General features: G+C 45.5%; 11 protein-coding genes. All 11 read left to right on the plus strand.

From position 1 onward, the window contains the following. Positions 1 to 49 precede the first annotated feature (49 nt). A complete protein-coding gene (dprA, locus tag C3B52_RS09980) occupies positions 50 to 1,159 on the plus strand; it encodes a DNA-processing protein DprA (protein ID WP_103105934.1) in 1,110 nt (369 codons plus the stop codon). 110 nt (positions 1,160 to 1,269) lie between these two features. Then, positions 1,270 to 3,348, plus strand: a complete 2,079-nt coding sequence (gene topA / locus C3B52_RS09985; protein WP_103105935.1) for a type I DNA topoisomerase — start codon at positions 1,270 to 1,272, stop codon at positions 3,346 to 3,348. A gap of 41 nt (positions 3,349 to 3,389) precedes the next feature. Then, positions 3,390 to 4,691, plus strand: a complete 1,302-nt coding sequence (gene trmFO, locus C3B52_RS09990) for an FADH(2)-oxidizing methylenetetrahydrofolate--tRNA-(uracil(54)-C(5))-methyltransferase TrmFO (protein ID WP_103105936.1) — start codon at positions 3,390 to 3,392, stop codon at positions 4,689 to 4,691. A 73-nt stretch (positions 4,692 to 4,764) separates the two neighbouring features. Next, positions 4,765 to 5,706, plus strand: coding sequence for a tyrosine recombinase XerC (gene xerC / locus C3B52_RS09995; RefSeq protein ID WP_103105937.1), 942 nt, complete (start codon positions 4,765 to 4,767; stop codon positions 5,704 to 5,706). Between the two features lie 16 nt (positions 5,707 to 5,722). Continuing rightward, the gene (gene hslV / locus C3B52_RS10000; protein ID WP_049738763.1) at positions 5,723 to 6,265 is read left to right on the plus strand and encodes an ATP-dependent protease subunit HslV; all 543 of its coding nucleotides are present in this window, start codon (positions 5,723 to 5,725) and stop codon (positions 6,263 to 6,265) included. Positions 6,266 to 6,284: 19 nt separating this feature from the next. Further along, positions 6,285 to 7,682, plus strand: a complete 1,398-nt coding sequence (gene hslU, locus C3B52_RS10005) for an ATP-dependent protease ATPase subunit HslU (protein WP_103105938.1) — start codon at positions 6,285 to 6,287, stop codon at positions 7,680 to 7,682. A 45-nt stretch (positions 7,683 to 7,727) separates the two neighbouring features. Further along, positions 7,728 to 8,507, plus strand: coding sequence for a GTP-sensing pleiotropic transcriptional regulator CodY (gene codY / locus C3B52_RS10010; protein ID WP_103105939.1), 780 nt, complete (start codon positions 7,728 to 7,730; stop codon positions 8,505 to 8,507). 373 nt (positions 8,508 to 8,880) lie between these two features. Then, complete coding sequence (flgB, locus tag C3B52_RS10015; RefSeq protein WP_103105940.1) at positions 8,881 to 9,294, plus strand: flagellar basal body rod protein FlgB; 414 nt, start codon at positions 8,881 to 8,883, stop codon at positions 9,292 to 9,294. 2 nt (positions 9,295 to 9,296) lie between these two features. Next, complete coding sequence (gene flgC / locus C3B52_RS10020) at positions 9,297 to 9,758, plus strand: flagellar basal body rod protein FlgC (protein ID WP_103105941.1); 462 nt, start codon at positions 9,297 to 9,299, stop codon at positions 9,756 to 9,758. Positions 9,759 to 9,777: 19 nt separating this feature from the next. After that, complete coding sequence (gene fliE / locus C3B52_RS10025; RefSeq protein ID WP_103105942.1) at positions 9,778 to 10,077, plus strand: flagellar hook-basal body complex protein FliE; 300 nt, start codon at positions 9,778 to 9,780, stop codon at positions 10,075 to 10,077. 31 nt (positions 10,078 to 10,108) lie between these two features. Then, complete coding sequence (fliF, locus tag C3B52_RS10030) at positions 10,109 to 11,698, plus strand: flagellar basal-body MS-ring/collar protein FliF (RefSeq protein WP_103105943.1); 1,590 nt, start codon at positions 10,109 to 10,111, stop codon at positions 11,696 to 11,698. Positions 11,699 to 11,705: the final 7 nt, after the last annotated feature.

Consider the following 11,705-nt stretch of genomic DNA (forward strand, 5'->3'; position numbering starts at 1 on the left):
TCAATACCAACGATATTTGTAAAACGGTAGGTATGGAGGAGGGGAAAACATGTTTATGGACCAGGTGAGTGAGCGAGATTGGCTTTACTTGTTGTCAAGTGTTCCTGGGCTGGGGAGAGTGAAGCTGAGAGCGATGTATGAAGTAGCGGGCTCGTTTAAAGAAGCGATGAAAAAATGGGATTCACTCAGCCACGAGCTGAAGCTGTCAGCATCTATTATGAGGGAAGGAAACCAACTGCGAAATGAAACAGTTGCGTTGAAAATACTGCGCGAGCGTATATCAAATGGTATACAGTATGTATGCTTTTTAGATGAGGATTTTCCCGATCAGCTACGCCATATTCCTGATCCTCCACTTGTATTATTTTATCGAGGAGAGCTACAGCTATTGCAAAGGCCAGCGATTGGGGTGGTCGGCTCGCGAAAGCCTACTCCTTATGGTAGAGCAAGCTGCTCTTATTTAGTGAAGGAATTGGTGCAAGCAGGACTCGTGATTATTTCAGGTTTGGCTTATGGGATTGATGGGGAAGCGCACGAAACCACACTGAAGAATAATGGAAAAACAGTAGGTGTTCTCGGATGTGGAATCGATCAGGTTTATCCGCCTCGTCATCGCGCACTCTATGAAAAAATTGCAACGTTTGGCCTACTTCTATCTGAATATCCCCCTGGAACACCACCTGTGCCAGGGCTGTTTCCCGAGCGAAATCGAATTATTAGCGGACTTAGTATGGGGATTTTAGTGGTAGAAGCGGCAGAAAAAAGCGGGTCACTAATTACAGCAGATTGCGCATTAGAGCAAGGGAAGGATGTTTTTGCAATTCCTGGTCCGATTTTTTCATCGTTGAGTATGGGGCCGCATAACTTGATCAAACAAGGTGCAAAGCTAGTAACAGGTAGCTCTGATGTTCTGGATGAGCTCGGATATCCGCTAGTTCCTGAAACCGAGCCTCGTCATCGCGATTATTTGGACCAAAACTTATTGGATAAAGAAGAGCTGGCAATCATAGATATCGTTACACACGAAGGTATTCATGTTGATGACCTGCTGACTCAATTGGACGCAGATATGCGCAAAAGTCTCCATCAGGTTTTGTTTCGTTTAGAAGCAAAAGGGGCACTTGTTGCTCTGGCTGGGGGGTATTTCGCGAAGCGTTAGGCTGGGTTCTTCTGTACCCGGAATCCCCCTAAAGTCTTGCAAGTGTTTGACAAATCGGATGAGCATATTTAATAATAGGGAAGATTCCTTACTAAAAGGGGAGGAAAAAAATGGCTGACACGCTCGTAATCGTAGAATCCCCTGCGAAAGCGAAAACCATTGGAAAATATCTGGGTAGCAAATATATTGTCAAAGCATCTATGGGACACGTGAGGGACCTCCCGAAAAGTCAGACGGGTGTGGACGTGACACGTGGCTTTGAACCCAAATACATAACCATTCGCGGCAAAGGGGACGTACTGAAGACCCTCAAAGATGCCGCCAAAAAAGTGAAGAAAGTATACCTCGCGGCCGACCCGGATCGCGAAGGGGAAGCGATTGCTTGGCATTTGGCTCAATACTTGGGGTTGGATCTAAGCCAGCCGCTTCGGGTCGTGTTTAATGAAATCACGAAGGACGCCATCAAAGAAGCTTTCAAACACCCACGTCACATCAACATGGATTTGGTGAATGCGCAGCAGGCTCGTCGTATTCTCGACAGATTGGTTGGATACAATATCAGTCCGATCCTGTGGAAAAAAGTACGCAAAGGCCTTAGTGCTGGTCGTGTACAATCCGTTACTGTAAAAATGATTCTTGATCGGGAACGGGAAATTCAGCAATTCATTCCGGAAGAATACTGGACGATAGCAAGCAAGCTCAACAGCAACGGAAAAGACTTTGAAGCCAAATTTTATGGCTATGGAGACGAAAAAGTTGAACTGAAGTCAGAGGCGGATGTTCAGGAAGTCTATAAAAGGATGGCGGATCAGTCGTACGTCGTTCGGAAAGTGACGAAGCGGGAGCGCAAGCGGAATCCTGCGCCTCCATTCATCACCAGCTCCTTGCAGCAAGAGGCGGCGCGAAAGCTGAATTTCCGTACAGCAAAAACCATGCGGATTGCTCAGGAGCTGTACGAAGGTATTGACGTCGGTAGCAAAGAAGGGGCAGTCGGTTTGATTACCTACATGCGTACTGACTCGACACGCATATCAGCTACCGCACAAGAAGAAGCAAAAGCATACATACTGGAAAAGTTTGGATCGGAGTATGTCTTATCAGAGCCGCGCACCGCTGCCAAAAACGAGAATGCACAGGATGCTCACGAAGCAATCCGCCCTACGGCGGTTATGCGTACGCCAGATGAGATCAAGGAGTTTTTGTCCCGAGATCAACTGCGACTGTATCGGTTGATTTGGGAACGGTTCCTGGCAAGTCAAATGTCTTCGGCAGTATTGGATACGATGAGCGTAGACATCGCCATCGGAGATGTCATCTTTCGGGCAACAGGCTCTAAGGTAAAATTTCCTGGCTTCATGAAGGTATATATTGAAGGAGACGATGACGGAACAGAAGAAGAGAGCTTTTTGCCACCGATCGAAGAGGGACAGACACTTGAGCAGAAAAGCATCGAACCTTCGCAGCATTTTACACAGCCACCTCCTCGATACTCTGAAGCACGTTTAGTAAAGACGTTGGAGGAACAAGGCATTGGTCGTCCTTCTACATACGCTCCTACTTTGGAAACCGTTCAAAAACGCGGCTATGTAGCACTCGAGGAAAAACGATTTGTTCCCACTGAATTAGGAGAAATCGTTATCACCCTGATGGAGGAGTTCTTTCCTGAGATCCTTGACGTGGAGTTTACGGCACATATGGAAAGTGACCTGGATGGTATTGAAGATGGGATCGCCAACTGGGTAAATGTACTCGATGCGTTTTACGGAGGCTTTGCAAAACGGGTTGCCTTCGCGGAAGAAGAGATGAAGGAAGTCGAACTAAAAGACGAAGAATCTGATGAAATGTGCGAGCTTTGCGGACGCGTCATGGTATATAAGCTCGGACGTTTTGGGAAATTCCTCGCTTGTTCCGGATTCCCGGATTGTCGGAACACGAAGCCAATCGTAAAAGAAACTGGTGTAAAGTGCCCGCAATGTGAAACCGGAGAGATTATCGAACGTAAATCTAAGAAGAGCCGAATTTTTTATGGTTGCAATCAATATCCTGAGTGCGATTTTGTTTCTTGGGACAAACCGATTGCAAGACCATGCCCGAAATGCTCTAGCATGTTAATAGAGAAAAAACGGAAGAAGCAAGGCGTAAGCATCGTTTGTACCAAATGCGATTATCAGGAAGAAGCAGATTCCTAATGCGATTCTTGAGATTTTTGTAGGTTTGGAGGATTAACAGCATGACATTGCCAACTATCACTGTTGTGGGCGCCGGTTTGGCTGGAAGTGAAGCCGCATGGCAAATTGCACAGGCCGGAGTACCCGTGAAATTGTACGAAATGAGACCAAAAACACAGACACCTGCACATCATACAGACAAGTTCGCTGAATTGGTCTGCAGTAACTCGCTACGAGCGAATACCTTGACGAATGCAGTTGGAGTTTTAAAGGAAGAAATGCGTCGTCTGGGATCTGTTATCATCAGTGCTGCGGACCGTTGTGCTGTTCCAGCTGGAGGAGCGCTTGCGGTAGACCGTCATGAGTTTGCTGATTATGTGACTGAGGCAGTGCGAAACCATCCTCTGGTAGAGGTGGTAACGGATGAAATTACAGAAATTCCTGAAGGGATCGTTGTGATCGCAACAGGACCGTTGACATCTCCTGCACTGTCCCAGCAGCTCAAGGACCTAACCGGTGAGGAGTACCTGTACTTCTACGACGCAGCAGCACCGATTCTTGAGAAAGAATCAATTGATATGAACAAGGTATTTGTGGCTTCCCGCTACGATAAAGGTGAGGCAGCGTACTTGAATTGTCCGATGTCAGAAGAAGAGTTCAATCGCTTTTATGATGAGCTGATTGCTGCTGAAGCAGTTCCTTTGAAGGAATTTGAAAAAGAAATTTTCTTTGAAGGCTGCATGCCGATCGAAGTCATGGCAAAGCGCGGGCGTCAAACCATGGTGTTTGGTCCGTTAAAGCCAGTAGGACTCATTGATCCGCGAACAGGTAAAAAGCCTTATGCAGTTGTCCAGCTCAGACAGGATAATGGTGCTGCAACCCTATATAACATCGTAGGGTTTCAAACCCATTTGAAATGGCCAGAGCAAAAGCGTGTTTTCTCTATGATTCCTGGTTTGGAGAACTGTGAGATTGTTCGTTACGGCGTTATGCACCGTAATACCTTCATTAACTCTCCTAAGCTGTTGAAGCCTACATACCAGTATAAAGAGCGTGAAACACTCTTTTTTGCTGGACAAATGACAGGTGTTGAAGGCTATGTGGAATCAGCTGCGTCTGGTTTGTTGGCGGGTATAAATGCAGCAAGACTGGCAAAGGGCGATGAGCTGCTTGTATTGCCACCAGAAACAGTAATCGGCAGTATGGCGCGTTATATAACTACAGCTGACTCCAAGCATTTTCAACCGATGAACGCGAATTTCGGCTTGGTTCCTGAGTTGCCAGAGCGAATTCGAAACAAACGAGAGAAAAACGAAAAGCTTGCTGAGCGGGCGCTAGATACAATTCAGAATTTTACACAATAACGACACAATAAACGTTGATATCCGAATTTCGACTGTGTTACTATATAGGTGCTTCGAGGAGGGTGCATCCCGTATGGACATTTCGCAACAGAATTCTGCGGATCTTGCGATGTTTACCCGTTATTTGCGAGTCGAAAAAAACGCCTCTCCTCATACGGTAAAGCAGTATGTGGCAGATATCAGCGAATTTGTCTCCTTTATGGAACAGCACCAAATCACCGTATTTGCTGCTGTTTCTTATTTGCATGGTCGCTCCTTCCTTGCGCAATTAGTGGGTAGGGGGCTTTCTCGGCGAAGTATCGCACGCAAGCTCTCCAGCTTGAGAAGCTTGTATCGTTTTTTATTGCGTGAAGGTAAGCTGGAACAAAATCCATTCCAACTCGTCTCCACTCCGAAAATGGAGAAGAAACTTCCTTCCTTTCTGTATCCACAAGAGGTTCAGGCGTTTTTTGATCTGCCAGACACTTCCACTCCACTAGGAATTCGAGATCGGCTGATTTTTGAACTACTGTACGCAAGTGGCATACGCGTCATGGAGCTTGTCACACTTTCTGTGGGCGCGGTTAACCCGGACGTGGGGGTGGCTCTTGTATATGGAAAAGGAGCAAAAGAAAGGTATGTGCCAGTTGGGAGTTATGCTTGTGAGATTCTTCGGCAATACCTAGAGTATGGAAGAGAAAAGCTGCTGGCAGGAAAAGAAGACCACGGCAATCTGCTGGTCAATTACCGTGGAGAGCCACTTTCCGACCGCAGTGTTCGCCGGATTGTAGACAAATACGTTGATACGTACGCTCTGCATTTGCGTGTATCGCCTCATACGTTTCGGCATACATTTGCAACCCATATGTTAAACGGTGGAGCTGATCTGCGTGTTGTTCAGGAGCTGCTGGGGCATGTGAATGTCTCTACAACTCAAGTGTATACGCACGTGACCAAAGAGCGCTTACGCCATGTATATGATACCGCACATCCGCGTGCAAATTCGCGCGATACCGGTTCCGCCAAACGGCCATAAACGGGAGGAATCAGTGATGGAACAGTTTCACGCAACAACAATCTTTGCTATACAGCATAATGGATCTGTAGCGATGGCTGGAGATGGTCAGGTAACCTTTGGCAACAGCATGGTGATGAAGCACGGAGCCAAAAAAGTAAGACGTCTCTATCGCGGAGAGGTTCTGGCAGGTTTTGCTGGATCAGTAGCAGACGCGATCACCCTTTTTGAAAAGTTCGAAGGTAAGCTGGAGGAGTACCATGGAAATCTGCAGCGAGCTGCCGTCGAGCTGGCCAAGGAGTGGCGTATGGACAAAATTTTGCGTCGCTTGGAAGCAATGATGATTGTACTGAACAAGGATCATTTACTGCTCATATCGGGTAATGGTGAAATCATCGAACCAGATGATGGGATATTGGCAATCGGATCTGGAGGCAGCTTTGCACTTGCTGCTGGAAGAGCATTAAAGACGTATGCACCCCACCTTAGCGCAAGAGAAATTGCGGAAGCATCACTGCGTACTGCTGCTGAGATTTGCGTATTCACGAATAACAATCTTGTTGTGGATGAGTTGAATTGAGCAAAAGGGAGGACTTTCTGTGCTGAATTTTGAGCAATTAACCCCGCGTAAGATCGTAGAGCATTTGGATAAATACATCGTCGGGCAGGCACAAGCCAAGAAAGCCATCGCTGTGGCGCTTCGAAATCGCTACCGTCGAAGCCGTTTGCCAGAACAAATAATTGACGAAGTCGTACCGAAAAATATCTTGATGATTGGACCAACTGGTGTTGGGAAGACGGAGATTGCTCGGCGGATTGCCAAGCTTACCGGAGCTCCATTTATTAAGGTAGAAGCAACCAAGTTCACAGAAGTTGGTTATGTAGGACGAGATGTTGAGTCCATGGTTCGCGATTTGGTGGAAGCCTCCATTCGGACTGTTAAGCAAGAAAAAATGGAATCAGTCAAGGAAAAAGCCGAGAAGCTTGCGAATGAAGCGATCGTAGAGGTTTTGGTTCCTTCACGTAAACAGCAGAGCTCTTTTAAAAATCCACTGGAGATGTTCTTCGGAGGGCAGCAGCAGTCGCAACAGCCAGCAAATGATCCAGAAGAGGCTTCGGTAGAGCAAGGGCGTAGACAGGTGGCTTGGCAGCTGGCAAATGGTCAATTGGAAGAGCAAATCATTGAGATAGATGTAGAAGATCAGTCCCCAACGATGTTTGACATGTTCCAGGTTCCGGGTACAGAACAAATGGGGATGCAAATGCAAGATATGCTCGGCAGCCTGATGCCAAAACGAACCAAGAAGCGAAAATTGCGAATTAAAGATGCGCGAAAGGTATTAATTCAACAAGAAGCGCAAAAACTGGTGGATATGGATGAAGTAACGCAGGAATCGATTCGCAGGGCTGAGAATCACGGGATTATTTTTATCGACGAGATCGATAAGATCGCCGGAAAAGATGGTCGAGGTCCCGATGTATCCCGTGAAGGAGTTCAGCGTGATATTTTGCCGATCGTCGAAGGCTCAACCATTATGACCAAATACGGACCAGTCAAGACAGATTACGTATTGTTCATAGCGGCAGGAGCATTCCACATGGCAAAGCCATCCGATCTCATACCGGAGCTGCAGGGACGTTTTCCCATCAGAGTAGAGCTGACCAGCCTTAGCGCCCCGGATTTTGTCCGGATTTTAACTGAGCCTAAAAACGCGCTTCTGAAGCAGTATGTTGCCCTTTTGGAAACGGAAGGCGTGCAGGTTGAATTCACACCAGACGCCATTCAAGAGCTTGCTCGCTTGGCTGCTGAAGTGAATCAAAGCACGGATAATATCGGTGCCAGACGTTTGCACACCATATTGGAAAAGCTGCTAGAGGATCTTTCCTTTGAAGCCCCGGACATTCACCTGGAGGTTGTGCAGATCACGCCGGATTATGTGAAACAAAAACTAGGCAACATCGTAGGAAACAAAGACTTAAGTCAGTATATTTTGTAACGAACATTGGGTAGGAATCACACAGACATTGGGAGGAAATTTAAGATGGATCTACTGTCGAAAACAAGAAGAATTAACCGCATGCTGCAAAAATCTGCAGGTCATGCCGTTAATTTCAATGAAATGGCGCAAGTATTGAGTGATGTAATTGAAGCGAATACCTTTGTTGTAAGCCGCAAAGGTAAACTACTTGGCTTTGCTATCCACCAAGAGATGGACAACGCGCGTATCCGCAAAATGCTGGAAGAGCGCCGTTTCCCTGAAGAATACAGCATGGGCCTCTTGAAAGTAGAAGAAACATCTGCAAACCTGGATGTAGATAGCCCATACACCATTTTCCCTGAGGAAATGAAAGAAGTATTCCGTTCGGGTTGGACAACATTGGTACCGATCATCGGTGGCGGTGACCGACTTGGTACACTCATTTTGGGAAGAATCAACGATCAATTCGTAGATGACGATTTGATCTTGGCTGAAGTAGGGGCAACCGTAGTAGGAATGGAAATCTTGCGTGAACGCTCTGAGGCAATTGAAGAAGAAGCACGCAGCAAGGCTGTCGTCCAAATGGCGATTGGTTCTCTTTCCTATAGCGAGTTGGAAGCGGTTGAGCATATTTTTGAAGAGCTGGAAGGAAAAGAAGGACTCCTCGTTGCCTCGAAAATCGCAGACCGTGTCGGTATTACCCGTTCGGTGATTGTCAATGCTCTGCGTAAACTGGAGAGTGCAGGTGTAATCGAGTCTCGTTCCCTTGGAATGAAAGGTACATTTATTAAAGTGTTGAATGAGAAGCTGTTACCTGAGCTGGAGAAGCTGAAAACCTCTTAATCCAACGTAGACTAAAGTTACACGAGGTTAAACAAAAGGCGTAGCAACTTATGTTGCTGCGCCTTTTTTCGTGGGTACAAATGCCTAAAATCAACAAAACCCGACACAACTTAGCAAATTTTCATCCATAAATTCGTCAAAGTCTACATGCAAAAATATGGCAATATCAGTCGTATAATTGTAAAATGCAGTAAAAAATCAGGGCAAATAAGTGATTTAGTGCGATTGAATCATTTTGAAAATCTTCATGAAAAGGGGCTTTTTTCACTATTACAGTTTTGCTATGATTGAAGCGTATCTTAAATGTCGAAAATACAGGAATTTTAGGTAGATTTGAGGAAGCTTTGACGACAAATATAGGGGGATTAGGAACATGCTGGATAGCTATCATCTTCAGGTCCTAGAACGATCGATGGACGCAGCCTCTATGCGGCACAGAGCGATCACAAACAATCTTGCCAATATAAATACCCCTTATTTCAAGAGTCAACAAGTCAACTTCGAGGAGTACTTGCAAGATGAACTGAATGGGGTTATTGGCAAGAAAAACTTGGAAGCCTACAGAACGAATGAGCGGCATATTCCCTTCAAAAATAGTGGGGGCTTTGCAGTGCCGCAACTCGTATCCAATCCAACAGCTTATGTACAAAACAACGGAAACAACGTAGACATGGAAGCAGAAAGCGCGGAGCTAGCAAAAAACCAAATTTGGTATAGTGGTTTGACACAACTGACCGCAGGATCCTTCCAAAAGCTACGAAGCGTAATTGAGGGCGGAGGTAAATAAGGATGAGTTTGTTTCAAGGAATGAACGCAAGCACTTCTGCACTGACTGCTAATCGATTGATGCTGGACACGATTTCTGCCAATATTGCGAACCAAGAGGTTACGAGAGCTACTTATGTAAATGGCGCATGGCAGCCGTACAAACGGAAAATGCTTGAGATGGCTCCTAGATCGAGCAGCTCTTTCGACAATATGCTGCAGATGGCTGTCGGAAATGTTTTTAACAACAACGGTGGTGAGCTTGGGGTTCGGGTAACAGGTATTCGTGAGGATAATACACCGTTTAAACGAATGTATGATCCATCTCATCCGGATGCAGATGCGGACGGATACGTACTGATGCCAAATGTGGATCCGATGAAGGAATTTGTAGATCTCATTGCAGCATCAAGAGCTTATGAAGCGAATATCACTGCGTTTAACGCTTCGAAATCGATGATGATGAAAGCTTTAGAAATAAGATAAAGCGGGTGATCTTTAACAAATGGATATTAACGCTCTTTCTCAAGTAAGCGCTATTCGTACGCCTAGCGTGAACAAGCTGCAAACCCCAGCCGAAGTAACAAAGGAATTTTCCTCCTTTTTGTCTGATGCAATCACCGAAGTGAATCAAGCGCAAATTGAGTCCGCCATTCTCAGCGACAAATTTGCATCCAAGGAGATTGAAGACATCCATCAAGTAACAGCAGCTGGACAAAAATCATCGATCATGCTTCAAATGACCCTGCAAGTGCGTAACAAGATGATCGAGTCTTATCAAGAAATTATGCGTATGTCTGTATGATTTGTTGTTGGTATCCTGTGAGAGGTGAATCATGAACGAGCGTCTGGCATTATTCAGAGAACAGCTTACGTCAAAATGGAACCAGTTATCTAAAAAACAAAGATGGATGATTGTTGGAATTTCTCTATTTCTCCTCATCTCACTTGGCTTATACATATACATAGCTTCTCAACCGGTATACAAGCCGCTATATAATCAACAACTGAGTGAGCAAGAGATTGGGGCAATTAAGAAAGAGCTGGAAGGCTCTCAAACTCCTTATCGAATTACGGGAAATGGAACTAGCATTGAAGTACCGGAAAAAGTAGCCCAAGATGTTATTGTGGATCTGGCTGCCAAAGGAATTCCAAGTCAGGCAGGAATCAACTCAGAAATCTTTTCAAACACACTTGGAGTTACGGATCGCCAATTCGATGTGATGAAAAAAGAAGCATTGCAGCAGGAATTGCGCAAAATGCTGGAGCGGGTTAAAGGGGTGCGAAGTGCACAGGTCATGATCACTCTGCCACAAGAAAGCTTGTGGGTAACAGAAACACCTGATACAGCTACCGCTTCTGTCATCGTTGATGTAGAACCTGGAACAACACTTGATCAGAAACAGATCAATTCCCTTTACTTGCTAGTATCACGAAGTGTTCCGAAGCTGCCGATGGAAGCAATTGCGATTACGGACCAGTACTCCAATTCGCTGGATCGCACGGATGGGAATGAAAGTGAAGGTTCTTTGAGCAGCTTTAAACAACAAGAAGATATCAAAGCTGAAGTAGAAAAGAAAATACAGCAGAATTTGTACAATCTTCTGGGAACCATCATGGGACGGGACAAAGTCATTGTTCATACTTTTGTTAAAATGAATTTTGATAAAGAAAACCGTGTGGAAAATCTCGTAGAGGCACCTGATAAAGAAAATAACGAAGGTCTTATCATTTCATCGCAAAAATTATCTAAAGCATTTTCGGGACAGGGTGTACCGCCTGGTGGAATTACCGGTACGGGTGATAATGCATCTCCCCAGTACCAAGCAAATACTCCAAACGGCAACAACAGTCAATATGAAGAATTAAATGACACGATTAACCGAGAAGTAAATCGAATTACACGAAATGTCGTGAAGAGTCCATATGAGATCGAAGACTTGACGATTAACGTAGGTGTTGAACCACCAGCTGGCGCTCAGTTAGATCCAGCTACTATCGACAGCATCAAACAAGTACTCCGAAATGTGGTACGTGTTACCTTGAGTAATCAAGCGATTGATTTGTCCCAAGACGAGCTGGATAAACATATTTCTGTCTTCCCGCGCGAGTTCTCTGGAAAAGTGGCTTTAGAAGAAAGTAATTCTCTTAGCCCTGCTGTACTTTGGACTGTTGGTGGTATTGCAGCATTGGCGCTTGCAGCAGTTGCATTCCTTTTGGTTCGCAGACGTAGCCAAGCCAAACAGCAGCAAGAAAATGAAGAAGTTCAAGATTTGCTAACTCCATCCCAATCGCTGGATGTTCCCGATTTGATTTATCAGGAGGATGGCGATCAGGTTATGGTCAGGAAGCAGCTTGAAAAATTGGCGCGAAGCAAGCCAGATGAATTTGTAGTTCTGCTTCGTACATGGCTAGCAGAAGATTAAGGAGTGA

Source organism: Brevibacillus reuszeri (genome assembly GCF_002897295.1).
Classification (GTDB): Bacteria; Bacillota; Bacilli; order Brevibacillales; family Brevibacillaceae; genus Brevibacillus; species Brevibacillus reuszeri_A.

Bases quoted from the DNA above. Each gene is read 5' to 3' on its own strand.
- xerC (WP_103105937.1), top strand. From the start codon at position 4,765: ATGGACATTTCGCAACAGAATTCTGCGGATCTTGCGATGTTTACCCGT.
- flgC (WP_103105941.1), top strand. From the start codon at position 9,297: ATGAGTTTGTTTCAAGGAATGAACGCAAGCACTTCTGCACTGACTGCT.
- trmFO (WP_103105936.1), top strand. From the start codon at position 3,390: ATGACATTGCCAACTATCACTGTTGTGGGCGCCGGTTTGGCTGGAAGT.
- topA (WP_103105935.1), top strand. From the start codon at position 1,270: ATGGCTGACACGCTCGTAATCGTAGAATCCCCTGCGAAAGCGAAAACC.
- fliE (WP_103105942.1), top strand. From the start codon at position 9,778: ATGGATATTAACGCTCTTTCTCAAGTAAGCGCTATTCGTACGCCTAGC.
- dprA (WP_103105934.1), top strand. From the start codon at position 50: ATGTTTATGGACCAGGTGAGTGAGCGAGATTGGCTTTACTTGTTGTCA.
- fliF (WP_103105943.1), top strand. From the start codon at position 10,109: ATGAACGAGCGTCTGGCATTATTCAGAGAACAGCTTACGTCAAAATGG.
- flgB (WP_103105940.1), top strand. From the start codon at position 8,881: ATGCTGGATAGCTATCATCTTCAGGTCCTAGAACGATCGATGGACGCA.
- hslV (WP_049738763.1), top strand. From the start codon at position 5,723: ATGGAACAGTTTCACGCAACAACAATCTTTGCTATACAGCATAATGGA.
- codY (WP_103105939.1), top strand. From the start codon at position 7,728: ATGGATCTACTGTCGAAAACAAGAAGAATTAACCGCATGCTGCAAAAA.